Origin of the sequence: Faucicola mancuniensis (genome assembly GCF_046523945.1) — a bacterium.
GTDB lineage: Bacteria > Pseudomonadota > Gammaproteobacteria > Pseudomonadales > Moraxellaceae > Faucicola > Faucicola mancuniensis.
Genome location: NZ_CP171363.1, coordinates 2,377,650 through 2,402,887, shown reverse-complemented (window position 1 = coordinate 2,402,887; position 25,238 = coordinate 2,377,650). Strand labels below are relative to the sequence as shown.

Sequence of the window (25,238 nt, the reverse complement as noted above, 5' to 3'; positions counted from 1 at the left end):
TATTTTATGTCTTTTCATCACGGCACCGAAACCTTTCGCATTGACGGTGGTTCTAGTCCTGTTTATAGCGTTAATGGGGCGATTACCGCCATTGTGGGGACTGCCCCTATTGGCGATGTTAATGTGCTAACCCTATGCCAAACCGCCAAAGACTTTGCCAAGTTTGGCGGCGATGAAATCACCAAAGCAGGCTTTACCATTCCTGATGCTGGTCATATCTGGACACGCTACAAGGCAGGTATTGCCTATGTCGTCAATGTCTGCGACCCTGCTCGCCACAAGACAGTCGTGACTGACGAAGTTTTGACGGTTGATGTCAATACCTTAACTGCCAAAACTCGTAAACCTGCCATTCAACGAGGCTATACCGTCAAAGATGGTCAAACCGTGCTAAATGCCAACCAATACACCATTAACACGCTGACAGGTGAGATTACCTTTAACGCTCGCCCCACTGCCCCAACCATTAGCTACACCTACACCGACCCTGCCAAAGTTACCGAAAGCGACATTTTGGGCGGGTTTGTGGCAAGCAGTGGCAAACGCACAGGTCTTGAACTTTTAACCGAAGGCTTTGGTAAATTTGGGGCGGACGCCAAAATCATCATCGTGCCAGAGTATGACAAGACCGCTACGGCAAGCTCGGCAATGATTGCTATGGCAAATAAGCTAAACGCCATCACCTACTATAATGCCCCTAAAGGGACAACTCTATCTGCCGTCCTGCAAGGGCGTGGGGCAAGTGGCACGATTAACTTTAACACCAGTAGCGATAGAGCCGAGCTGTGCTATCCGTATGTCGTGGGTATTTTGGGTACAGAACACCTTGCCACGCATTTGGCGGGTCTGCGTATGAAAGTGGATGTGGACAAAGGCTACTGGCACTCAAAGTCCAACCACGAGCTACTTGGCGTAACCGCCCTAGAAATTCCGCTCACTGCTCGCATTGATGACCCGCAGTCCGAGACCAACCGCCTGAACGAAAAAGGCATTACCACCGTCTTTAACAGCTATGGTACTGGCTTTCGGGCGTGGGGCAACCGCTTGGCGTGCTTTCCATCCGTCAGTCATATCAAAAACTTTGAAGTGGCTCAAAGAACAGGCGACATCATTGATGAGTCTATTCGCCAGTTTGAGTTGCAATATGTGGATAGACCGATTGATGATGCGTTGATTGACAGCCTAATTGAGTCTATCCGTACTTATTTGGGAACGCTAAAATCCATTGTCGGCTATTCGGTAGGACTAGACCACGATTATGATTTGGTGGACGCATTTAGCAAAGGTCAAATTCCGCTGGTCTATGACTACACACCAAAACTGCCTGCCGAACGCATTACCAATGCCAGCGTAATGACAAGAAAATACTTGGTCAATCTGACTGGTAAGAAATAAGGGGAAAAGCAATGCAAATTAACGCCATTTTTAACGCCAACATTTATGTCAATGGTAACAGCCTACTAGGTCAAGCCAGCGAAATCAAGCTGCCCGATGTGGAAGTCAGCCAAGATGAATACAAGGGGCTTGGGCTGGTCGGCACGATTAAACTGCCAAGCGGTGTAGAGGCGATGGAGGGGGAGATTACTTGGAACAGCTTTTATGAAAATGTCTTTGCCACTGTCTATCATCCATTTAAAGCGGTTCAGCTGATGGTGCGTGCCGACATTCAAAAGCACGATGCACAAGGCTTGGCGGCGGAAGTGCCATTGGTTACAATCCTGACAGGCACATTTAGTAAAAACCCTTTGGGAAGTTATAAACCCAAAGAAAAGGCGGAGTTTGCCAGTACTTTCCAAGCCCACGAAGTGCGTCAGCTGGTGGACGGCAAAGAAATCTTTTATTTTAATGCCTTTAAAAATGAATACCGTGTCAATGGCACGGATGTGCTGGCGAACTTTCGCCGTGTGGTTGGTGCTTAAAGGATTTTTCTTAAAACCCTTTAAAAGACCCAAAAGCCCAAACTCTCTAAAATACGCTTATCGCTTGATAGGCGTATTTTTCTTTTAATCTTATGGAGTTTTTTTATGTCAAACCAAAACACCACCCCAAACCCTGCCCATCTTGTCCAAGAACAACTTGGCTCACACGCCACCATCACGCTTAAATTGCCCTTTAAAAACGGGCTTGGCGAAACGGTAAGTGAGCTGAAAATGCGTCGTGCCAAAGTGGGGGACTTAAAAGCGGTGGGTCATATCAAAAGCGAAGTGGAGCAAGAGATTGCCTTATTTGCACGATTAACAGGCACAGTGCCAGAAGATTTTGAGCTGATTGACCTTGCTGATTACAAGCAAGTCCAAGACACTTTTCGCAAGTTTAGCGAATAACAAAAACGGACAACCTGACCCCAACTGGCTTGATAAGCTCTACGATGCCATTGCCGACCTTGCGTGGTGGTATGGGTGGAGCAGTCAAACCATTGATGAGCTTAGTCTTGATGACTTTGATGTGTGGCTAAAACAATTATCCCGCCAAGTCAAGGCGGGATATGGAAGGGGTGGGGTTTAGGTGGGTTGGTTTTCAAGTTTGGCTACCAACCTTGCCCAGTCTTTTTTGACGGCTTGTTTATTACGTTTTGAAATTTGGTATTGGTCGTAGATGAAAGCCACAACCACAAAAGGCAATAAGATAACAAACAACGCCAAGAAGAACATCAAAATCATAAAAGGTATCATTAGCCAAGCCATATCCTACCCCTACTATCTAATTAAAACAACTTAGGAATATTGTAACCTATGGCGACCGAATTATCAATTGTTATTAGTGCGTCTGCAATGATTGGTGGGGCGATGTCTGCCATTCGTACACTAACAGGCGGACTGGACAGCGTTCGCCGTAGCTCAAATATCTTAGGCAATGAACAAAGACGCCTTAGAAGCGAAATAGACCGCTTAGGCACATCATCTGCCGTTCCCACCCTGCAACGCCAGTATGACAGGCTTGGCAGGACAATGCGAGATTTGCGAATGAATGCTGTTCAGCAAGCAGGTATCCAAACTCGCTTAGAAAATAACCGTCAGGCTCGTGCCGATATGCAAGGCGAAATAATGGGCTTGGTGGGGGCAGGCTTGACTCTAAGTGTGCCGATTAAACTTGCCATTGATTTTGAAAGTGCAATGGCAGATGTCAAAAAAGTCGTGGATTTTGGCGACAATCCCATTATTGCCAAACAAGGCGTAGAAGCCTTATCCAATGAGATTTTAAGGTTATCATCCATTCGTCCTATGTCGGCTACCGACATCGCCAATATTGTGGCATTGGGCGGTCAGTCAGGCATTGCCAAAGAGCAGTTAATGCAGTTTGCTGACAGTGCCGTCAAAATGGGTGTGGCGTTTGACATTTCCGCCCAGCAAGCAGGTCAATCAATGGCGGAACTTCGCTCCGCCTTTCAGTTAGACCAAAAAGGTGTGGAAACCCTTGCCGACAAAATCAATTATCTTGGCAATACCACTCCTGCCGCCGCCAAAAGCATTATGGAAATTGTTCAGCGAGTGGGAGCGTTTGGCGAAGTGGCAGGTTATAGCACAGGCACGGTGGCGGTGCTTGGGGCGAGTATGAAGGGCTTTGGTATCGCCGAAGAAGTGGCAGCAACTTCCATCAAAAATATGATGTTGTCTTTGGTGGCAGGCGAGACCGCCACTAAGGGGCAGATTAGTGCGTGGAAAAAACTTGGTTTTGACCACGAACAAGTCGCCAAAGATATGCAAACCAATGCCGAAGGGACAACGCTTGCAGTCTTAAAAGCCATTAGCAAATTGGACAAACACGAGCAGGCTTCTACCTTAAAAGAGCTGTTTGGCTCTGAGTCTTTGCTGGGCATTGCCCCTTTGCTTGCTAATTTGGGGCTGATTGAAGAGCGACTGGCAGGCATAAAAAATGCCAGTAACTTTGACGGTTCAATGAGCAAGGAATATGAAGCTCGTGCTGAAACCACCGCCAACAATATCCAACTTCTTAAAAACAATATGGTTCATTTGGGCATTGCCATTGGTTCGGTGGTATTGCCTGCCTTAAATGGGCTGATTAACGACATCAAGCCCGTGATTGAAAGCGTGATTGGATTTGCTAAAGCTAACCCTGTGCTTGTTGGTACATTATTTAAGGTGGTGGCTGCTCTTTTTGCCTTTAAGGTAGGCTCATTGGCGGTACGGTTTGGACTTAACCTATTGGTTGGTGGATTTTTGTCAGTTTACGGCTCATTACTTAGAGTATTTGGGGCGTTTAGGCTGGTCAATGCATCCATTCGTCTTTTTCAGATGGGCAGAGCTGTCTCAGCCTTGCGGTTGTTTGGACTATCTGCTCGCCAAGCTCGCACTGCGATTAGTCTGTTTACAGGTGGGTTTAACCTTATCAAATCAGGCATTACCACCCTAACTTCTACCTTTGGCAGGCTTGGTTCGCTTTCTAGTGTATTCAATGTCCTTAGAGTGGCAGTAATGGGCTTTGGTAAGGCACTTTTAACCACGCCGATTGGCTGGCTTGCCCTTGCGTTGGCAGGCGTGGCGTTGGTGATTTATAAATACTGGACGCCGATTAGCTCATTCTTTATGGGTCTGTGGGACGGCATTATGACAGGCGTTGCCCCATTATTAGCAACTTTTAGCGGCATTGGCAGTCAATTATCAGCCACTTTCGCCCCTGTGGTGGCGGTGCTTGGTGGACTATGGGCGAGTATTGCCCCACTTGTTGCCCCAATCATAGATTGGTTCGGTCAATTTTTTGCCCAAAGTCAAATGGCAGGCGATGGGGCAAGGTCAATGGGTCAAACCGTTGGGGTGGTCATTATTGGCATTGTTAATATTGTTGCCTCAGTAGCAAGCACCATCATTAGTGTGTGGAGCGGTGCGTTATCCACGCTCTTTGCGGTGGCAGGCAGTATTTGGAATGGCATTCGTTCACTCTTTGCGGTGGCGGTGGCAGGGCCGCGTGCAGTTATCGCTGGATTTAGTCCTGTCTCTGCCTTTTCCACTGCTTTTTCAGCGGTGTGGGGATTCTTGAGTGGCTTGGTTGGACGCTTTCGCACCTTTGGGGTTAATATCATTCAGGGGCTTATTGGTGGTATCAAATCAATGGCTGGGACGGTAGTAGGAGCGATTAGTAGCACGGTTGGTAATGTCGCTGGCACCGCCAAAAGAATGCTTGGCATTAACAGTCCTAGCCGTGTGTTTCGTCAGTTTGGCTCGTGGGTGTCCGAAGGCTTGGCGATCGGTATTGATAAGGGCGGTCAAAAACCTGTGTCCGCCGTCGGCTCACTTGCCAAGGGCGTGACGGCAAGCTTTGGCACAAAAATGGGCAATCTGTCCGCCCAAATCAGCACAAGCGTGGGCGAACACCAAGCAAGAATGGCAAACACCAACGCCATCAATTCTCAAAGTCAAGGCAACATTACCATTCATTTTAACCCTACCATCAATGCAGGTGGCTTTGATGTGGGTAAAATTGAAAAAGCCTTGCAGTTATCCCAAGTTGAATTTGAAAAACTGTTTAACCGTATGCAAGCGGATAGATTACGGAGAGCCTACTGATGTATGCAATGCTTGGGAAAATTGGCTTTGAGCTGACCCAATCGTTTACTGCGATGAGTGCTACCCACACCGCCCGTTTTGCCTATCACGATGTGATTGTGGGTAAATCCAGAACACAAGGCTTGGGGCTTGACCTTGCCAAATTACGATTTTCATTAAGACTGCATTGGCGACTGGGCGATGTGGGGGCAAGTTATCAGGCTTTGCACAAAGCCTTAGAAAATCAAGATGCACTAGGGCTGGTATCAGGGTCAGGGCAGATGATGGGCTTTTTTACCCTTGATAAAATGAGTGTTACCACCACTGCCACCAATGAGACAGGCGATGTGCTGGCGATGGATATTGAAGTTGAGCTGACCGAATTTGTGGGCAACCCCACTGCTTCTAATGATACCCCTGCTCTTGCCACCCTTGATGGTGTGCCACTTTTATCACAAAAAGAGGATAGTATCAATGCACCCATTGATATAGAAACGGCAAGCCTAATGGCGGATGTGGGGGCGTGGCATAGAAGTGAAGGACTGCTTGACGGCATTAGAGCAAAAATCGCCTTACTTGGCGAACTTGGCAATGACCCTGCTCGTTATGCTTTGACTTTGTCCGAGATTGTGTCGGACGGCTCAAATATTGTTAAAGGTTTATCAAACATTCCTGCCCTATCTACTTATGCTGATAAATTGGACGGTATGGGCAAATTTGGTAGTGCGGTGGCGGATACGCTTGGTAAGGTAGGCACAGGTATTGGGGCGGTGCAAGCAGGCAATTTAACTGGGGCAAAGACCGCCTTTACAGGGGCAATCGGTGCAATGGGTGTGGGTAAATCCACCGTGTCTAAACTGACCGCCAAAATTGCCAGTAAAAAACCCCTAAAACCATTTAAAAGATAGGATTATTTAAAAAAATGAGTAGCGTACTAATCCACACCTGCAATGAACACGACCGCTTTGATTTAATCGCCCATCGCTATTATGGCACGGTGGATGAGATTGGGCGGATTATGGACGCCAATCCACAGCTTGCGCTATCTGAGACCTTGACCGCAGGCACGACCGTGCTTGTACCGATTATCCAAAAATCACAGGCTAAGAACACCAACTTACCCCCTTGGTTTAGATAGGTTTTAAGGAACAGATTGACAATGATACAATATACCGACAAGCCCAAATTTGCCGTCATCTATGAGCAAAAAGACATCACCAACGCCATCACGCCTTATCTTTTAGAAATCACTTATACTGATTATTTGTCTGACCAGTCGGACGAGATTACTTTAACGCTTGAAGATGTGAATGGCGACTGGTTGTATGATTGGTATCCTGACAATGGCGATGGCGTGGAGCTGTCGCTGGCTGATGATACAGGCGAGCTTATGTTGCTTGGGCGATTTGAGATTAGCGAGATTGAATACCGCTATCCACCGTCTGTGGTGGTGTTAAAGGCACTCTCCACAGGCATTAGCAAGGCAAATCGCACCAATCAAGCCAAAGTCTATAAAGACACCACCCTTGCCGACATTGTCCGCACGGTGGCAAAACGCCTAAATCTGTCCGTAACTGGGCAAATCAGAGACATTAAAATCACCACCGTAACCCAGTATCAAGAGCGAGATGTGGAGTTTTTGACCCGTCTTGCCAAGACCTATGGGCATAGCTTTAAGATTGTGGATAAAACGCTGGTCTTTTATGATAATGAAAAACTGGGCGAAAATGAGGCGGTGGCGGTGCTGGATAAAACTTCGGTCATTGATGTGCGTTTTCGTGATGTCATCAAAGACACGCCAAGTGAAGTACAGGTTTCCACCTACAACACCCAAAGTAAACAAACTATTACCAAAACCGCCAAGCCCAAACCCAAAAGAAAAGGGGCAAAACCTACCACCACCGACACCCTAAAAATCACCGCCCCCAACAATGCCACAGATGGCGAAGCACAAGCAATGGCAAATGCCCACGCCCAAAACCAAGCTGATGAGCAAATTGCAGGGGAGATTGAGCTGATTGGTAATGCTATGTTGGTGGCGGGTCAGACGATTTTGGTGGCTGACTTTGGCAAATTTAGTGGCAAATATTTGGTGAAACAAGCTCGCCATACCCTAAGCAATCAAGGTTTTTTAACCACGATTGAGATTAAAATGCTTGAATATATTGACCCAAAAGACAACAAAACACAGGAAAACACCAATGAATTACGCCCATAACAATCTATCCGCCACGCTCCAATTTGGCGAAGTCAGTGAAATTGACCCAAAGACACACAAAGTGAAAGTCATCTTGGGTGCTTTGGACGGTATGACAAGCGACTGGCTTCCTGTCATCACAATGGGAGCAGGTGGCAATCAATTCTACGCCTTGCCCGATGTGGGGGCAATCGCTGTGTGCTTGATGAATGCGAGTGGCGACGGTGGCGTGGTGCTTGGCGTGATTTATAATGACCAAGATACCTCACCAACCGATAATGGTGAGCTATGGATTAAAAAATTCACAAACGGTACAACCATCAGCCACAACCGCCAAAACGGACAAATCATCGTAGAAACAAGTGGCGATGTGTTAATAAAATCCGCCAACCAACTAAAACTAGATACGCCTTTTACTGAATGCACAGGCGATATGAATGTTGCAGGCACAGTTAGAGCGGGCAATGATGTAATTGCAAGTGGCACAAGCCTTAAAAAACACACGCACGGCGGTGTCGCTGGTGGCAATAGCAAAACTGGCACACCCTAGATTTTTCTTAAAACCCTTTAAAAGACCCAAATTCCAAAACCTCCTACAATACACCCAATCACTTTGGGTGTATTTTTTTGTAGGTCAAAATGACAGCCACCAATCACCGCCATTGGCAACTCTCACACGACAGCACGGCAATGACTGACATTGACGACATTCATCGCTGCATTGAGATTATTTTGACCACCAAAAAAGGCTCTGATGTCCTTCGCCCGACCTTTGGCTCGGCTCATTTGGATTATCTGGACACGCCGACTGAAATTCTTATCCCTAATGTGGTGCGAGAAGTGCATTTGGCAATCCAAACTTGGGAAAAACGAGCCATCATCAAAGACATTTATTTTATGGGGCAAGCACCGCATTTGACGATGATACTGGATTGGCAAGTGGCGGACGGTGTTAAGGGCGAGATTTATAAAAGCGAATTTATACTTTAAAACATAAGAGCATAGGGGCAAGGCGTGGCATTACCAAAACGAGAAAATCTTAAAATTGTGGACGATGACATTGGCACGATTTTAAGCCAAACAATTAAAGATTACGAACACCGAGCAGGCAAAGTGCTGCAACCTGCTCATATTGAACGCCTACTCATCAACACCTTTGCGTTTCGTGAATTATTGCTTAGAAAACAGATCAATGAAGCCTACCGTCAGCAACATATCCCATACGCTACAGGGCTAATGCTTGATGTCGCTGGGGCGGATTTTGGCACAAATCGGCTTTCTGCACAGCCTGCGGATACTGTTTTGGAATTTAGTGTTAGTCCTTCTGAGATTGGCAATTTAACCATTCAAATTGGCAAAGGTACACAAATCTTGGCAGGCAATGTCGCTTTTGCTACCACAGAGAACGGGCAACTGACTCAAAACCACCCAAGCATTACATTGCCTGCTGTTTGCACTCAAACAGGTACAGTTGGCAATGGCTATGCGGTGGGGCAAATCAGCACGCTGGCAACTCGCCCACACCCCACCATCACCGTGTCCGCCAAAAACACCACGATTAGCCAAAATGGGGCGGATGTGGAAAATGACGACAGCTACCGAGAGCGGATTATGCTTGCCTTTGAGCGTTTTAGTAACGCAGGCTCAAAAGGGGCGTATGCGTATTTTGCCCGTTCGGTCAGCCAAGAGATTATTGATGTCTATGTGGGTAATGCCATAGATCGTCAGGGGCAACCGATTGGCGGGACAGTGGCAGTGCATTTGCTTGGCAAGTCTATGCCAGTTTCGGACAATCTGATTCGTGAAGTGGGTAAAGCTCTAAATGATGAAAAGGTACGCCCTTTATGTGATACGGTTACGGTCAATTCTGCAAAAGTGGTTAATTTTACCCTAAATGCTGAGCTGACCGCCTTTACAGGGGCAAACCATGATGAAATTTTGGCAAATGCCAAAAATGCGTTTAAAACTTATCAAAAACAAACAGAAAGCCGACTTGGGCAAGACATTGTGCCACTTAACATTGCCAAAACTTTACAAGTAGCTGGTGTTTATGATGTTCATCTGATTAGTCCAAGCCTAACTGCCATCGCCCCTGACTGCGTTGCAATGTGCAATGCCATTAACATTACCATCGTGGGGCAAGCCGATGGCTGATTTGGTATATGCTGATGTGATTGCCAAAGAGCCTTTATTTGTTGCTTTGGCGGATTTGGGGCTATCGCTTGATGAGTTGCCTATTGATAAGCTCATTTTAAGGCTGATTGATTTGGTGGACAGCCATCATTTGCCAATTTTGGCACAGAGTATGAGCGTGGCAGGGGTAGATGGTTATTGGCTTGCCGAGAGCGATGAAGCAAGGCGAAATCTCATCAAAGGGGCGTATGACCTACATCGCTATAAAGGCACGCCGTGGGCAGTTAAAGAGATTGTCAGGCGGCTTGGCTTTGGTAATGCCACGCTTGAAGAGGGTTTTGGTGGTAAACGGCATAATGGTGAGATTATCAGGCGAGATGGTGTGTACAACTACGGACATTCTGACCGCTGGGCGTATTATCGCATTATTATCCATGAACCCATCACCCTTGAACAGGCGAACTTACTTCGTAAAACCCTATCTGCCTTTGCACCTGCTCGCTGTATCTTGTCAGCTCTTGATTTTACCCAAGCAAGCATTCGGCATAATGGCAAAATTGTCCGAGATGGCAGATACACCCGTGGTACAGCTTAATTTTTTGGAAAAATGACTATGGCAAACCTTAGAGAAACAAGCACTTGGGAAGCTGGTATTTATCAGCTTGAAACTTCAGACCCTGTGATGGGCGGCGAAAACGGTATTGACAATAGAGCTCCAAGACAGCTTGCCAATCGCACGCTGTGGCTAAAAAATGAGCTGGCAAGGCAGATTGGCGAAATCAATCAATCGATTGCAAATGCTAATAACGCCAAGGCAGACAAAGCGGTACAATTTACTGCAGGCAATGGCTTGACAGGCGGTGGTGATTTGTCAGCCTCTCGCACCCTTGCTCTTGGCACGCCAAGTAAAATCACCGCCACCAGTATTAACACCGCTATCTCCAACACCCATAGCCACGAGATTGATAAGGCAAGCACTACAACGCAAGGCATTGTTCAGCTCAACGATACCTTGACAAGTACGGCAACCAATCAGGCTTTGACAGCCAATCAGGGTAAGGTGTTGAATGATAGAAAACTTGGCAATCAAGGTCATCAAATTTTAGCTGGCAGATTAAATATTACAAATAATGAATGGGCAAAACTTCATTTCCCCTTGTCAGATGGTAGTCAATGGTTTATTGAAGCAAACCCCAACTATAAATCTGCCCAAAATGGCGGTCTTGGTATTCGTTTTTTACAGGACGATAATGGCACAAGACGATTTTATGACTTGGTTAAATCCGATCAAGACGAGACCATTGCTTACCAAAGCTGGACGAATGCCGAACTTATTAAAAAAGCCAATAGTCAGCACCGCCACAGTTGGAGTGCGATTGATGGCAAGCCTAGCACTTTTACACCAAGCAACCATAATCATGCTTGGGGCGACATCACAGGTGTACCAAGTGCAAGCACGAATACCATAGGTATTGTAAGACTCAACAATACCCTAAGTAGCACTAGCCAGAGCGAAGCCTTGACTGCTTTGCAGGGCAAAACCTTGCAAGATGGCAAATTGGATAAGGCAGGCGGAGTCTTGACAGGTACGCTTTATGTTCCAAATTCAGGTGTTAAGGGTGCAAATGACAATGACACAGGGATTGAATTTCCACAAGATGGAATACTTAATATCAAAGTTGATAATAAAAACCGAATTCTTATCAATTTTGACGCGGTAAACCTATATAGCGTACACGGTCATAGACTTGCATTACAAAATGATAAAAATCTAGTCTTTTATGATACTAACAATAGTGTTATTTGGGCAACCAATTCTATGTTGCAGGATATTGCAGGAAAAACCAATAAAACTGGCGACACAATGACGGGGCATTTACGATTGGATTATGGTAATGAGTGGGTTGGCATGTCAATCAATAATAAAACCCCAAATAAACACATTTTTTATGACGCTTGCGTTGGCGGTATTTGTAAGGGTGGTATGCAAGTAGTATCACTAGGTAATGGAAAATACGACACCAAGTTACTTGTTACCCCTGCTGGTAACGATACCCAAGACCGTCGTGTGGCAGGACTGACTGTATATGCAGAAGGCTTACATTCTCACGCTTATGGACATTTGCATGAGTATTTTGTTAAAACTCGTGATAATCAAACCATTGACGGTAACAAGACTTTTAGTCAAGAAGTGGTCACAACTCAAGACAATGGCTTTCGCATTAAAAACTTCTACAGAAACCGTTCGGTATTTTTTCGTTATGATGGCGATGTGTTTTATCTGCTTAAAACACCAGATGGAGACCCAAATGGCAAATGGGATGATACTCGTCCTTTTTTGTGGGACACCAGAAACAACAATGTGATCTTAAATGGCAATGCTGCCACTGCCACTAAACTTCAAACCGCCCGTAACATTTCCTTAACAGGGGCGGTAACTGGCAGTGTGAATTTTGATGGGTCGGGGAATGTGAGTTTGGCGACTACATTAACCAAGGCAACCGTACGATACTTCAATCGCACCATAAGCGGTTGGGCAATAGCATTTGACGACGAAACCAATAACATAGAGATGACAGGTCAAGTGGTGGTGTCCGCTGATGGCTTAATTAGACAATATTTTCACTTGAAACATTTTAGGGATTTGTGGTTTGGGCGAGATGACAATGCGGTAGGCTATCAAAATCACAATATTGCCAACTATAGAATTCCAATTGCTCTATGGACGGCTATGCCAAACAAAATCTTATCTGTACAAGCTCAAACAATGCGAAGTAGCAACACCACTTCATCAGCTCAATTTTCATCAGAAGCAGCCGAACACGAAGTGGCTTGGGCATTTCGCAATCAAGGTATCGATAAAAGCAATGTCTGGCTCAACTTATCAAGAATGCACGGTGGTGCGTCTGAACATATTGACTTATTTGTGATTGTGGAGGGTTATTAATGTATTACATTCATTTGATAGATGATGATGGGCGTTTTGAGTTGATTGATGGCGATTTGTTATTTCTATACAACATAGATATAGACAATTTGATTACTGTGAGCGATGAAGATTATCAGCAATATTGCCAAAATCACAAGGGCGACACACGCTTTATTGATGGTAAATTTGTTTTTAATGACGCACCGATTGACCCAAAAGCCATCAAAAAACGACACCAAGCCGACATTTGGGAACAAATAAAACAAAAACGCCACACCATCACTCGTGGCGGGGTCTATGTCAAATCGGTGGGCAAATGGTTTCATACTGATGACAGCTCTCGTACGCAGTACCTAGCCTTGCAAATCTTGCCAGAATTGCCAGCAGATTTGATGTGGAAAACGATGGATAACAGTTTTGTCAAATTAACCAAACCACTTTTGACTGAACTTGCGATGACGATTTTGCAAGCTGAACAAGCTGACTTTGCCAATGCCGAAAAGCACCGTTTGGCAATGTTGCAGGCACAAAATCCCTTGGAATACGATTATTCAAAGGGGTGGACAGCCATTTACGAACAAGGAGTAACCAATGAATAAAGTCTATCTTGCCTGTTACCGTGGGCGTGGCGATAAGCTCGCTCACCGTCTGTGCGATGGCATTACCCGCTTTTTTACTCGTGGCAAATACAGTCATACTGAGATTGCCATTGCCTTGCCTGACGGACGCTATCAATGCTATTCATCAAGCGTGCGTGAAGGTGGTGTCCGCACCAAAATAATGCCCTTAAGTCCTGACAAATGGGACTTAATCGCCCTTGACGGCATTTCGCCCGAACAAATTACCCGCTATTACCGACAAAATCACGGCTCGGATTATGACCTTTTAGGGGCGTTGGGCTGTGTGGCGGGACTACCACAAAACGCAGATAAATTCTTTTGTTCTGAGTGGTGCTATAACGCCATTTTTGGGTCAAATCAAGGCTTTCGGTTTAGCCCCAATCAGCTTGCCGAGATTGTCCGTCATTTATCCATTTTGGATAACTAATTTTTTATTTAGGAGAAATCAATGCCAACAAACGCTTACCCAACCCAAATCACACCGCATTTTAGCTACCGTGAGCTGACAAGAAGCGAAACTGCCAGACGGCACGGCATCGATAACACGCCAAACCCCGATGAGCTTGCCAACCTTATCTATACCGCCCAACAATTAGAAAAGGTGCGTGCTTATTTAAATGACAAATACCAAAAGCCCATCGCCATCATCGTAACTTCCTGTTATCGCAGTGAAAGAGTGAATAAGCTGGTAGGTGGTAGCCCCACATCGGCTCATCGTTTTGGTTTAGCAGCCGATTGTGATGCCACAGGCTTTATATCAAGTGATTTTGCCAAAGAAATTTTGCAAATGCGAGACAAAGGCTTGATTGCCTTTGACCAGCTGATTTTGGAGTTTCCTGAAAGGGGAGATGGGGCGTGGGTGCATATTGGCTTTAAAAAAGATGGTATCGGTCAAAGAAATCAAGTTTTGACCGCCATCAAAAAAGGCAGTAAGACCGTGTATTTACAGGGATTGCAAGGAGAGTAAAGTGATTTAGATTAAGCAAAAAAAGATAAAGACGGTCGGTATGACAATGTTGGAGCATTGCCATACCAGCCACGCAGGTTGAGTGCGTAAGCCCAAAGAACCGCCTGCTTAGCTAAGCGGTATTATTCTACCACAAAATCCATAGGATTACGCAAAAAATGAAACTTCGTTGCACAAATTGTAAAAAACTACTTGCCATTGGCTTAGGTAAAATTCAAATCAAAAGCCAATCGACCCAGTCCGCCCCTAATACCAAACAATCCCCAAAATCCAAACCCAGTGTCGGCAGTCTCTTTGCTGGCATTGGCGGATTTGACTTGGGATTTGAGTGGGCAGGTTTTTCAACCAGCTGGCAAGTGGAAATTGACCCCATTTGCCGAGCGGTTTTATCAGACCGTTTCCCACACGCCACCCAGTTTGACGATGTCCAAACCTGTTTGCCCAAACTCCAAGCCTTGCCAAATGGCGGAGCCGTTGATGTCATCATCGGTGGTTTCCCCTGCCAAGATGTGTCAATGGCAGGAAAACGAGCAGGACTTAACGGCAAACGCACAGGCTTGTTCTTTGACGCTGTCGGTATTATCCAAGCAATTAAGCCAAGATTTGTCGTGCTTGAAAATGTCACAGGTCTCATCAATTCCAACGATGGCAAAGACCTACAAACAGTCATTTAAACGCTTGCCCAATGCGGGTATGTGGGATTTTGGCGAGTGCTGGACAGCCGTTATTTCGGAGTCCCCCAAAAACGCCGTAGGGTATTCTTGGTCGCAGGTTTGGGAGCATACCCACCAGCTGAGTTTATGGCTGACTTGGGGTCAGTGGAACGCATTTGTGGCAAGACTGAATCGCAATCGTGCTGGGCGGACGCACACCATACGCTACTGGCAGGGGTCGGCTCATCCGCCATCAACATCAATTGTGCCGATATCGTCGCTGTGCCAAACGGACGGCATCAGATGGCTGTCAGGGAGCGAACGACTATCAATGATGGGCTTTGCAAAGGATTGGATGAGACCAACGCTTGTGAAGCTAGGGCTGCGGGAAACGCCGTCTGTCCGCAAGTTGCACAGTTTATCGCAAGCCACTTGATGACAGCTTTTTATTCCTAACCTAACCCAAATCCCAATAATCCAAACGCTTTGAGTGTCCTGAACGCCTTTAACTTTAAAAGGATAAGTTTATGACACTCAATTCACTTTCTACCAAACACCACAAAACCGCCCCTTTGCCATTTACAGGGCAAAAGCGAATGTTTTTAAGGCACTTTGAAAAAATCTTAAAAGACAATGTCTCAAATGATGGAGAGGGCTTGACCGTGCTTGATGTCTTTGGCGGTTCTGGGCTACTTGCTCACAATGCCAAGCGTATCTTGCCAAAGGCGACTGTTATTTATAACGACTTTGATGGCTATGTCGAGCGTTTGGCTCATATTCCCGCCACCAATCGCTTACGCCAAGAGCTGTTTGAAATCTTAAAAGACGAGCCAAGAAATATCAAACTATCGTCTACCGCCAAAACCAAAGTCCTAGACCATATCCGTAAAAGTGCTGACAACGGGACGTTTGTTGATGTGCAAACCTTGGCAGGTTGGCTATTGTTTAGCGGTCGTCAAGTTGCTAATTTGGACGAATTTTTAGCCGAAAGTACCTTTTACAACCGCATTGTCAAAACTGATTATCCAAATGCAGATGGCTATCTGGAAGGTCTTATCATTGAATGCCTAGATTTTGAAAAGCTGTTACAAAAATACCAAGATACGCCAAATTGCTTGCTTCTACTTGACCCACCTTATCTATGCACCGCACAGGGGGCTTATGCCAAGCACGGCTATTTTGGTATGACGAAGTTTTTAAGGCTTATGCAGTTTGTGAGTCCACCCTTTATCTTTTTTAGCTCCACCAAAAGCGAGTTGATGGATTATATGGCTTATGTAGAGCAGTACGAGCCACCGACTTGGCAAAGAGTTGGGGGCTTTGAGCGGATTGTTGTCAATGCTCGCATTAACGCACAAATTGGCTATGAGGATAATATTTTGGTTAAGTTTTAAAAAGTGAAAATTCATTGCAAAAAGACTGGACTACGCTCTATGAGTACGGCAGTATGTGCCTTATAAATTAACAAGTTAAAGGTAAATGCGATGTTAGATATTCAAACGGTTTCAAATTTTATCCAAGAGTATGGTGTGGTAGATTTTGACTGCGAGATGGACGATGGCGTGCTTTGGTTTCGGGGTGTCAATTGTTATTTGATTATTGGCAAAGTTACTGACAAGCAGGTGTTTTTGACGGTTTGGGAAGACGATGAGTGTAATGAAGTCATTGAAAACTTTGAAATCCAGAACCTTGATGAATTGAATGTTTGCTTAAAGAAATACGCCTTGATTGCTCGGGCAAGCACTAAGCAAGATGAAACAATCCAAGAACCAACCGACACCACGATGATTGACATCTACTTTAAGCTCATCAAAGAAAAATTAGCGGAACATCAAATCAACCTTAATTTTGACAAACAAAGCCAAGTCGAAAAGCTCGTCGTTCGTCACATCGAGGATAAACTGGTGGAGATTATCAAGTTTTTGCAGTAGCCAAGTAGGACAAAAAGCACCCCAAGCGTAAAGTTTGGGGTGCTTTGTTTTTGGCTTTTTATCCTGCTATAATGAGACAAATTAACCAAAAAATCTTACAATGAACTATCTTACCCTATATCACGGCAGTTTTAATAAAACCAAAGTCAAAATCAAAAACGGTAGCTTGTTTATCGGATGCACTCGGTCTGCCAATCGCTATGATGGTATTTGTGCCACACAAGACAAGGAAATTGCCAAGCGTTATGGCGAATATTTGCACAGCTACCGCATACCCATCAAAGAAATCGCTAACAATCAAGATTTGGTTGGGGATAAAGCGGTAGAAGTCATCAAAAAAGAGCTTAAAATAGACGATGACGCCCTTGCCAAACAAATCACCTTTGCTGTTGCCTACCAACACAACACTCATGAAATTCTACCTCATCTTATCCCTCGTTTTAGGGGTGAATATTTTGGTGATGAAAATGAGTATGACAGTGAAATTTGGCGGTTAAGGGGCAGAATAGCTGATACATTGGGCTTTCGTGCGGTCAGCTGCGTGGACGATATGGGGTTTGTGAATTATTTGGTTGTTAGGTAGGAATACAAAAGAAATTATCTGACCCTACCTAAGCCACAAATGAAAGGGTGTTGCACCCAGTGTAAGAAGTTAATGAAGGGATTTATTGCAAAAATGAGCGAGATTTTTCGCGGCGGGCATCATAATGCTGTGCCATTGTACGCTGTGTATATGAGTCGGGCGTTTTTAAGCTCAAAAATTCGCTTGCTAATTGATTTTTTGCATAAATATTTGAATGGTGATGAAGCTTAATAAAAAAAACGCCATTGTCAAAATAGCGTTTTTTTTTACAACTGTTTTTGTTAAAAATAGTTGAAAATTAAGGCACAAAATGCGTTTTATTTGGGTGTTCAATTTCATCTTTGCGATATTTTTCGCCGATTTCGTCCCAAATTGGGGCATTGTTTACGCCATTGGCTTTTGCATCATAAATTGGGTCTTTGCCTGCTTTGACTTGATTTTCATAATCTTTTAACGCATTAAAAGCGTGTTTTTGTAAAAATAAAATACCCAAAATGTTTAACCAAGCTGTTAAGCCAGCACCTGCATCGCCCAACGCCCACGCCAAATTAGCCGTTTTCACCGTACCATACACAACAACCGCCAAAAAGATGATTTTTAACACAGGAATTGCCCAGTCCATTTTTAAGGTGCGTTGTAAATAGCGGATATTGGTTTCAGCATAGTAGTAGTAAGCCATAATCGTGGTGAAAGCAAAGAAAAACAACGCAATTGCCACAAAGATAGAGCCAAAGCCCGGCATGATGTTTTCCATTGCAGTTTGCACATAGCCTGGTCCTGCCGCTACGCCTTTTACGCCTTGATATAAATAAGAGTCAGGCTTGCTAGGGTCTTGTACGTTGTAAAAGCCTGTGATTAACAACATAAAACCTGTCGCCGAACAGACAAATAAGGTATCAACATAAACAGAGAACGCTTGTACCAAGCCTTGTTTGGCTGGGTGCGACACGTCAGCGGCTGCCGATGGGTGTAGGCCTGTACCTTGACCTGCTTCGTTAGAGTATAAACCACGTTTAACACCCCATTGAATTGCCAACCCTAAAACCGCACCAAAACCTGCTTCCAAGCCAAATGCAGAACGGAAAACCAAGCCTAAAATATCAGGCAATTGACTGATGTGTAAAATAATAATAACTAAAGCAACAATGATATACGCTAACGCCATAAACGGCACAATCAATTCAGCCGCCGCAGCAATACGTTTTACCCCACCAAAAATGATAAAACCAATCAAAATCGCCAAAATGGCTGCGGTAACTGTTGATGGCATACCAAATGAATTAGTCATTGCAGAGGCAATCGAGTTGGCTTGTACGCCAGGTAATAACAGACCTGAGGAGATAAACATCGAAATGGCAAACAACAAGCCATACCATTTTTGTCCCAAACCTTTTTCAAAATAATACGCAGGACCACCAATAAAAAAGCCGTTCTCGTCTTTTTCTTTGTAAATTTGGGCAAGGGTAGATTCTACAAATGCAGTACTTGCACCCAAAAACGCCACCATCCACATCCAAAACAACGCACCTGGACCACCAAAGGTGATAGCAGTCGCGACCCCTGCGATATTCCCTGTGCCCACACGCCCAGCCAGCGACATGGCTAAGGCTTGAAACGATGATACGCCTTGGTCGGTGCTTTTGCCGTCCATTAACAGGCGAATCATGTTACCAAAATGGCGGACTTGTAAAAATCGCCCACGAAGCGAGAACCACAGCCCAACGCCCAAACAAATAGCGATAAAGACAGGACTCCATATCACATCGTTAATTTTACCCACCAGCGTTTCTAAATCCATACTTCCTCCCGAAGTCTTTAAAAAGGAAAAATGTTTAAAAATTTGATTAACGTTACGCAAATTTACAAAAATTTGCAAACTTTAACTTATCGGATTAGTATTAAACAAAAAAAAATATTTTGCAATCATTTTTTTTTGAAAAATCACAAAAATAAATGTAAAAGTGATAACTATTTTTTTTATGAATATAGTGTTTTTTAAAGCATTTGGTTCAATGTGTGTAGCATTTTATATCGTTAGTTTGGCTTATTTAAAAAACACGCTTTTTTTAGATAAAAATTTGAGTTATGATATTTAGCTTATCAGACAGACAATAAAGGATAAAAAACCACATGATATCAGCGAATACAACCAAAAATCAGCTTGTCAATTATGATGATACAGACTTTGATAAAGTATTATTTGAAAAATTATCCACAAAAGACGGCAAAATATTGGGCGTGATTACCCTAAACGAACCTAAAGCCTTAAATTCTGCCAGTCTTGAGATGTGTCAAGCCATTTTCCAAACCTTAAAACAATGGCAAAACGATAGCCAAATTGTCGCCGTATTTTTACAAAGCACAGGCGAAAAGGCATTTTGTGCAGGTGGCAATATCCGAAAACTGTACGAAGCCATGATAACTCAGCCGATTATCGTCGATAATGCGAGCATTATCATGGACGAGCCAAATTATTTTACCACTTTTTTTCGCCATGAATATCAGCTTAATCACTACATGGCGACTTATCCAAAGCCGATTATCGCTTGGGCGACTGGCATTGTGATGGGCGGTGGCTTGGGTTTGGTGGCGACTTGTAGTCATCGTATCGTTACCGAAACGACACGCTTTGCTATGCCAGAAATCAACATTGGTTTATTTCCTGATGCGACAGGCAGTTGGTTTTTACAAAAAATGCCCGCCCAAGTTGGCTTGTTTTTTGGTTTGACAGGGGCAAATGGCAATGCCAAAGACGCATTGTTGTTAAATTTAGCCGAATTTGCCATGAAAAGTGAAGACAGACAAAACGCCATTGACAGCTTGTTAAATGCCGATTGGCACAGCCAAAAAACCGCTCATGCCATTGTCAGCCACGCCTTGAGCCAACTGCACACGCTCACACATTTAGCCGATAGCAAAGTTATCAAGCATTGGCAAACCATTCAAACTATCGTCAATCAAGGTGATATGTTAGACATTGATAAGGCGTTAAAAAATCCAGCGTTGCGACAACAATTTGCTGATGACGAGTGGTTTACCCAAGCGATTGACACTTATGAGTATGGCTGTCCTGTTACCGCACATTTGACCTATGAATTTTTTGTCAAAGCAAAAATGCTGTCGCTTGCCGAGATTTTGCAATTAGAATTTAACGTGGCGGTGCATTGCTGTTATTATGCCGATTTTCGTGAAGGAGTGCGAGCGTTAATTGTGGACAAAGACAAAAAGCCGAACTGGAGTAGGGCTGTTGAGAATTGCGATAAAAGCTATATTTTATCGCATTTTGAGCCGATTATGTTGCAAGGCAAAGCATTGCAGTTAAGTTTATAAATACAAGTTTTAGCTATTTTAACTCAACCGCTGGCACGTCTCGCCCTTGTTTTTGATAAAAGGTTTTGACAAATTCGTCAAAATTATCATTTTCAATCGCGGTACGAATGTGTTGCATGAGGTTTTGATAATAGCGTAAATTGTGAATGGTCGCCAGTTGTGCCGATAGCATTTCGCCACATTTGTGCAAATGGTGCAGATAAGCACGGCTAAAATTTTTACAAGTATAACAATCACATTCTTCATCTAGCGGATTTTCGTCAAAACGGTGGCTTGCGTTTTTGATTTTTACCACGCCTGTACTGACAAACAAATGCCCATTACGAGCGTTACGAGTTGGCATGACGCAGTCAAACATATCCACACCACGGCGAACCGCTTCCACGATGTCTTCAGGTTTGCCAACGCCCATCAAATATCTTGGCTTGTCATGGGGCATATCGTCTGGCAGGTAGTCCAAGACTTTTATCATCTCTTCTTTGGGTTCGCCAACGGACAATCCGCCAATCGCATAGCCGTCAAAGCCAATATTTAACAAGCCTTCCAATGATTTTTGGCGTAAATCGGCATACATACTACCTTGAATAATGCCAAATAACGCATTTTTGTTGCCTAATTTTTGATGTTCATCAAGGCAACGTTTGCCCCAACGCAAAGACAATTCAAGTGATTTGTCCGCTTCAATATGGGTGGCAGGGTAGGGCGTACATTCGTCAAACTGCATAACGATGTCGGAATTAAGCGATTTTTGGATTTGCATAGAAATTTCTGGTGACAAAAACACTTTTGCACCATCAATAGGTGAGCGAAAATACACACCTTCTTCTTTGATTTTTCGCATTGCCCCAAGGCTAAACACTTGAAATCCGCCAGAATCGGTCAGAATCGGCTTGTTCCAACCGATAAAATCATGCAATCCGCCAAAGGTGTCAATCACTGCCGTGGTCGGACGTAGCCATAGATGAAAGGTATTGCCCAAAATAATATCCGCACCAATCTCATGGATATCTCGTGGCAACATACCTTTGACCGTACCATACGTGCCGACAGGCATAAAAGCTGGGGTTTGCACGTCGCCATGAGCGAGATGAACCGTACCACGTCTGGCACGAGAAGTTTTATCGGTTTTGTGTAAGGTAAATTTCATAGGTTTGTTAAATTGATTGATTGTAAGAACGCACGATTATAACAGAAATTTTGCAAAAATTCATCAAACAAACATCATTGCAAACTATAGCCCAAGCCACGATGGGTAATGATTATCTCAACATGGGGCGAAATTTCGGCAATTTTTTGGCGTAAAGTTTTGATATGGCTGTCGATGGTGCGAGCTAGGCGATGTTCTGGAAAATCGCTGATATTGGCTAAAATCTGTTCACGGCTAAAAATATGATTGGGTCGTTCTATCAAAGTTAGCATGATTGACAGTTCAGTTTTACTTAATGGTAAAATATGATTATTTAATATTAATTGATAAATGGTATCTTGGTATTGCCAATGTCCGCACGCCAAATTTTTGTCAAAATCTTGACATAAATTGACAATTTTTTTATCCAAATGTTTATCTAATTCATTATTAATAGATTTTTGTTGGTAAATTTCTTCTCGGCGTAAAATTGCTTTGATACGAGCGATGATTTCTCTTGGGCTAAAAGGCTTGGTAATATAGTCATCCGCACCCATTTCTAGCCCAATGATTTTATCCAACTCATCATCACGAGCGGTCAAAAAAAGGATTGGCACATGATTATGATATTCACCAAATCGCACTTTTTGGCAAAGGCTAAAACCATCACCATCAGGCAAACCCACGTCCATGATAATGGCTGATAATTGTTCGGTTTTTTGCAAAAAAGGAACGACTTGATTGGCGGTTTCAAGCCATGTGGTTTGCCAATTTTCACGTTCTAAGGCAAATTGTAAGGTACTGGCAATCGCTGGGTCGTCTTCAATCAGTAAAATATGCGGTGCGTTCATGTGCTTTAATCTTTTATAAATGCGTTGGTGCATTAATGCTATCAATCACCCCACCACCAAGACAAACGTCATCAATATAAAACACACACGATTGCCCTTGCGTAACGGCTCTTTGTGGTTCGTCAAATACGACTTTTACCTTTTCGCCATTATCAATCGCATACACCGTACAAGCCTGGTCTGGCTGACGATAGCGAGTTTTGGCGGTGCATTTTAGCCCATTTTCGCTAAAAATTTCACTCGGCGGATTTACAATCCAATCCAATTTATAGGCGGTCAATTCGGTTGATTGTAGCATAGAATGTTCGTGTCCTTGTCCCACGATTAAGCGGTTTTGTTCAAGGTCTTTATATAGCACAAACCAAGGCTCTTCTGGGCGATTTTTCACGCCACCAATGCCGATTCCACCACGTTGCCCAAGTGTGTAATACATCAAGCCGTCATGCGTGCCGATTTTTATGCCGTCATCGGTGTAGATATCACCTTTTTTGGCAGGTAAATATTGTTGCAAAAAGTCTTTAAAGCGTCTTTCACCGATAAAACAAATGCCTGTTGAGTCTTTCTTTTTAGCGGTTGCAAGGTCGTATTCTTCAGCGATTTTTCGGACTTCGGGTTTTTCCAATTCGCCAACAGGGAAGAGCGTTTTGGCGATTTTATCGCCACTAACAGCGTGCAAAAAATAACTTTGGTCTTTGTTGTTATCCAAACCACGCAAAAGTTCCGCCTTGCCGTTTTCATCGGTAAATCCACGCCGTGTATAATGCCCTGTGGCGATATAATCCGCCCCCAATGTCAAAGCATAATCCAAAAAGGCTTTAAATTTGACTTCTTTATTACACAAAATATCGGGATTTGGCGTGCGACCTGCTTGGTATTCTGCCAAAAAATGCTCAAAAACTCTGTCCCAATATTCCATTGCAAAATTTGCTGTGTGCAGTTTTATGCCGATTTTGTCGGCTACGGCTTGGGCATCGGCTAGGTCGGTGATGGCGGTGCAATATTCTGTGCCGTCATCTTCTTCCCAGTTTTTCATGAACAAGCCTTCTACGTTGAAGCCCATATTTTTGAGCAAAACTGCGGAAACGGAGCTATCAACCCCGCCAGACATACCGACAATCACTTTGGTATCGGCAGGGTTTTTGATATCAGATAAATTAAAAGCGTTTGAATTTGTCATATTTTTTCTTAATTGTTAAAATTTAAGAGCTATTATAACAAATTTTGGCAAGGATAACACCAAGTGGGTTTTGATAATGTTATGAACTTTTTGGTGTTTATGGCAACATCGCACCTGATAGTTGCCAAATCACATTATTTAAGCCACTACAAAATATTTCAGTGGATTGCATGCCTGTATTTGTAACGGCTGTTTGTTTACCCAAAGACAGATATCCTTTTTTTGCATAATCATTCATCACATTAATATCTACTTTGTCATTTGGCATATCCACTACGTCACAGCTAATCGCTTGGGATTGGTTAGACGCTTTTTCAAACACTTGCGAATGTGTTGTACCAACCACCATACCACCACGATACACCCAGCCGTCTTTAGCACGATTGGTAATTTGTTCACGCAGTTTCTCGATACTATTCAAATCAGGCTCGGTGGCGTATTGATAATTGACGTTAGAGCCGTCTTTTACATACAAATGTTGTGGATTAGGAATCATCAACATGGTGAGATAACGCCAGCTGTTTTTGCCTGCTTCGTTGGCTTGGGTCAAAAAGTCGTCATTCATGCTGAAGGCTTGGTATTCATAAGTTTTTGGACTGCTGGTATTTTTCATGTACAAATCAAACAGTTTAAAATCGTTGTCATAACTTGGCGATTTAAACAAATAGCCTTGTTTTCCCATGTCATTGAGTACATTAATGTCATTGGTATTTGCGTCCAACGCTTTATATTCAATGCCAACGGCGGTATTTGGCTTGTAGCTTAGCATACCTTCGGTCGTAGGTGTTACGATGGCATAGCCTTGTTTGGCTCGGTCGTTGGCTTGTTGGATATATTGGTCTTTTGTTTGTGGCATTGCGTCCAGTTGGTATATGCCTGTTTGGGTTGCATTATTTGGATTCGTTGTTGGATTCGTTGTTGGATTCGTTGTTGGATTCGTTGTTGGATTCGTTGTTGGATTCGTTGTTGGATTCGTTGTTGGGTTAGTTGTTGGGTTAGTTGTTGGGTTAGTTGTTGGGTTAGTTGTTGGGTTAGTTGTTGGGTTAGTTGTTGGGTTAGTTGTTGGGTTAGTTGTTGGGTTAGTTGTTGGGTTAGTTGGGTTGTTGTTGGCGTTGCTGTTATGGCTGTTGTTATCATTATTACACGCTGTGATTGTCAAGGCGGTAGCGATGATGACAGGCAATGTGGCAAGTTTTTTCATAAAGACCTCATTAATTTGTTTTGATAAAAATAAACTTAA

The 25,238-nt window shown here is 43.9% G+C and carries 26 protein-coding genes and 1 pseudogene; 21 read left to right on the top strand and 6 right to left on the bottom strand.

Features of this window, described 5'->3' with window-relative positions; translation table 11 throughout:
- Positions 1-6 precede the first annotated feature (6 nt).
- From ACGTJS_RS11855 to ACGTJS_RS11840, 4 genes are all read left to right on the top strand, one after another.
- Complete coding sequence (locus ACGTJS_RS11855; protein ID WP_410472222.1) at positions 7-1,395, top strand: phage tail sheath family protein; 1,389 nt, start codon at positions 7-9, stop codon at positions 1,393-1,395.
- An 11-nt stretch (positions 1,396-1,406) separates the two neighbouring features.
- On the top strand, positions 1,407-1,919 hold the full coding sequence (locus tag ACGTJS_RS11850) for a phage major tail tube protein (protein WP_410472221.1): 513 nt from the start codon (positions 1,407-1,409) through the stop codon (positions 1,917-1,919).
- A 105-nt stretch (positions 1,920-2,024) separates the two neighbouring features.
- The gene (locus ACGTJS_RS11845; protein WP_410472220.1) at positions 2,025-2,324 is read left to right on the top strand and encodes a phage tail assembly protein; all 300 of its coding nucleotides are present in this window, start codon (positions 2,025-2,027) and stop codon (positions 2,322-2,324) included.
- Positions 2,275-2,505 (top strand): GpE family phage tail protein, encoded by a 231-nt coding sequence (locus ACGTJS_RS11840; protein WP_410472219.1) that lies wholly within the window; start codon positions 2,275-2,277, stop codon positions 2,503-2,505. The genes ACGTJS_RS11845 and ACGTJS_RS11840 overlap by 50 nt, the downstream gene beginning before the upstream one ends.
- Here ACGTJS_RS11840 and ACGTJS_RS11835 read toward each other — a convergent pair.
- Entirely contained in the window at positions 2,502-2,684 is a 183-nt protein-coding gene (locus ACGTJS_RS11835) for a hypothetical protein (RefSeq protein ID WP_410472218.1), read from the bottom strand. The genes ACGTJS_RS11840 and ACGTJS_RS11835 overlap by 4 nt on opposite strands.
- Positions 2,685-2,732: 48 nt before the next feature.
- Here ACGTJS_RS11835 and ACGTJS_RS11830 point away from each other — a divergent pair, with 48 nt between their 5' ends.
- The 16 genes and pseudogenes from ACGTJS_RS11830 (at position 2,733) to ACGTJS_RS11755 (ending at position 17,514) form a co-directional block, all read left to right on the top strand.
- On the top strand, positions 2,733-5,522 hold the full coding sequence (locus tag ACGTJS_RS11830; RefSeq protein ID WP_410472217.1) for a phage tail tape measure protein: 2,790 nt from the start codon (positions 2,733-2,735) through the stop codon (positions 5,520-5,522).
- Positions 5,522-6,409 (top strand): phage tail protein, encoded by an 888-nt coding sequence (locus tag ACGTJS_RS11825; RefSeq protein WP_410472216.1) that lies wholly within the window; start codon positions 5,522-5,524, stop codon positions 6,407-6,409. The genes ACGTJS_RS11830 and ACGTJS_RS11825 overlap by 1 nt, the downstream gene beginning before the upstream one ends.
- A gap of 14 nt (positions 6,410-6,423) precedes the next feature.
- The gene (locus ACGTJS_RS11820; protein WP_410472215.1) at positions 6,424-6,639 is read left to right on the top strand and encodes a tail protein X; all 216 of its coding nucleotides are present in this window, start codon (positions 6,424-6,426) and stop codon (positions 6,637-6,639) included.
- Positions 6,640-6,660: 21 nt separating this feature from the next.
- On the top strand, positions 6,661-7,719 hold the full coding sequence (locus tag ACGTJS_RS11815; protein WP_410473269.1) for a phage late control D family protein: 1,059 nt from the start codon (positions 6,661-6,663) through the stop codon (positions 7,717-7,719).
- Positions 7,703-8,248 (top strand): phage baseplate assembly protein V, encoded by a 546-nt coding sequence (locus tag ACGTJS_RS11810; RefSeq protein WP_410472214.1) that lies wholly within the window; start codon positions 7,703-7,705, stop codon positions 8,246-8,248. The genes ACGTJS_RS11815 and ACGTJS_RS11810 overlap by 17 nt, the downstream gene beginning before the upstream one ends.
- 89 nt (positions 8,249-8,337) lie before the next feature.
- Positions 8,338-8,688, top strand: coding sequence for a GPW/gp25 family protein (locus ACGTJS_RS11805; RefSeq protein WP_410472213.1), 351 nt, complete (start codon positions 8,338-8,340; stop codon positions 8,686-8,688).
- Between the two features lie 24 nt (positions 8,689-8,712).
- Positions 8,713-9,852 carry a baseplate J/gp47 family protein gene (locus tag ACGTJS_RS11800; RefSeq protein ID WP_410472212.1) on the top strand — a complete coding sequence of 380 codons (1,140 nt, stop codon included), beginning with the start codon at positions 8,713-8,715 and terminating at the stop codon, positions 9,850-9,852.
- A complete protein-coding gene (locus tag ACGTJS_RS11795) occupies positions 9,812-10,426 on the top strand; it encodes a phage tail protein I (RefSeq protein WP_315042498.1) in 615 nt (204 codons plus the stop codon). Before ACGTJS_RS11800 ends, ACGTJS_RS11795 begins: the two co-directional genes overlap by 41 nt.
- 18 nt (positions 10,427-10,444) lie before the next feature.
- Positions 10,445-12,778 (top strand): hypothetical protein, encoded by a 2,334-nt coding sequence (locus ACGTJS_RS11790; RefSeq protein ID WP_410472211.1) that lies wholly within the window; start codon positions 10,445-10,447, stop codon positions 12,776-12,778.
- A complete protein-coding gene (locus tag ACGTJS_RS11785; RefSeq protein ID WP_315042503.1) occupies positions 12,778-13,359 on the top strand; it encodes a DUF4376 domain-containing protein in 582 nt (193 codons plus the stop codon). Before ACGTJS_RS11790 ends, ACGTJS_RS11785 begins: the two co-directional genes overlap by 1 nt.
- Entirely contained in the window at positions 13,352-13,807 is a 456-nt protein-coding gene (locus tag ACGTJS_RS11780; RefSeq protein WP_315042506.1) for an enoyl-CoA hydratase, read from the top strand. The genes ACGTJS_RS11785 and ACGTJS_RS11780 overlap by 8 nt, the downstream gene beginning before the upstream one ends.
- Positions 13,808-13,828: 21 nt before the next feature.
- Entirely contained in the window at positions 13,829-14,347 is a 519-nt protein-coding gene (locus tag ACGTJS_RS11775; protein ID WP_410472210.1) for a D-Ala-D-Ala carboxypeptidase family metallohydrolase, read from the top strand.
- 158 nt (positions 14,348-14,505) lie between these two features.
- A pseudogene (locus tag ACGTJS_RS11770) lies at positions 14,506-15,456 on the top strand (DNA cytosine methyltransferase).
- 71 nt (positions 15,457-15,527) lie between these two features.
- Positions 15,528-16,394 (top strand): DNA adenine methylase, encoded by an 867-nt coding sequence (locus ACGTJS_RS11765; protein ID WP_410472209.1) that lies wholly within the window; start codon positions 15,528-15,530, stop codon positions 16,392-16,394.
- 90 nt (positions 16,395-16,484) lie between these two features.
- Complete coding sequence (locus ACGTJS_RS11760; protein ID WP_410472208.1) at positions 16,485-16,931, top strand: hypothetical protein; 447 nt, start codon at positions 16,485-16,487, stop codon at positions 16,929-16,931.
- A gap of 100 nt (positions 16,932-17,031) precedes the next feature.
- On the top strand, positions 17,032-17,514 hold the full coding sequence (locus ACGTJS_RS11755; RefSeq protein WP_315042516.1) for a hypothetical protein: 483 nt from the start codon (positions 17,032-17,034) through the stop codon (positions 17,512-17,514).
- Positions 17,515-17,812: 298 nt separating this feature from the next.
- On the opposite strand, the gene ACGTJS_RS11750 is transcribed toward ACGTJS_RS11755, so the two are convergent.
- Positions 17,813-19,312, bottom strand: coding sequence for an alanine/glycine:cation symporter family protein (locus tag ACGTJS_RS11750; RefSeq protein WP_410472207.1), 1,500 nt, complete (start codon positions 19,310-19,312; stop codon positions 17,813-17,815).
- A gap of 332 nt (positions 19,313-19,644) precedes the next feature.
- Here ACGTJS_RS11750 and ACGTJS_RS11745 point away from each other — a divergent pair, with 332 nt between their 5' ends.
- On the top strand, positions 19,645-20,844 hold the full coding sequence (locus tag ACGTJS_RS11745; RefSeq protein WP_410472206.1) for an enoyl-CoA hydratase/isomerase family protein: 1,200 nt from the start codon (positions 19,645-19,647) through the stop codon (positions 20,842-20,844).
- 13 nt (positions 20,845-20,857) lie between these two features.
- Here the strand turns inward: ACGTJS_RS11745 and tgt are convergent, their stop codons facing one another.
- The 4 genes from tgt to ACGTJS_RS11725 form a co-directional block, all read right to left on the bottom strand.
- On the bottom strand, positions 20,858-21,991 hold the full coding sequence (tgt, locus tag ACGTJS_RS11740; RefSeq protein ID WP_410472205.1) for a tRNA guanosine(34) transglycosylase Tgt: 1,134 nt from the start codon (positions 21,989-21,991) through the stop codon (positions 20,858-20,860).
- A 74-nt stretch (positions 21,992-22,065) separates the two neighbouring features.
- The gene (locus tag ACGTJS_RS11735) at positions 22,066-22,821 is read right to left on the bottom strand and encodes a response regulator (protein ID WP_410472204.1); all 756 of its coding nucleotides are present in this window, start codon (positions 22,819-22,821) and stop codon (positions 22,066-22,068) included.
- Between the two features lie 13 nt (positions 22,822-22,834).
- A complete protein-coding gene (mnmA, locus tag ACGTJS_RS11730) occupies positions 22,835-23,998 on the bottom strand; it encodes a tRNA 2-thiouridine(34) synthase MnmA (RefSeq protein ID WP_410472203.1) in 1,164 nt (387 codons plus the stop codon).
- A gap of 97 nt (positions 23,999-24,095) precedes the next feature.
- Complete coding sequence (locus tag ACGTJS_RS11725; RefSeq protein WP_410472202.1) at positions 24,096-25,199, bottom strand: hypothetical protein; 1,104 nt, start codon at positions 25,197-25,199, stop codon at positions 24,096-24,098.
- Positions 25,200-25,238: the final 39 nt, after the last annotated feature.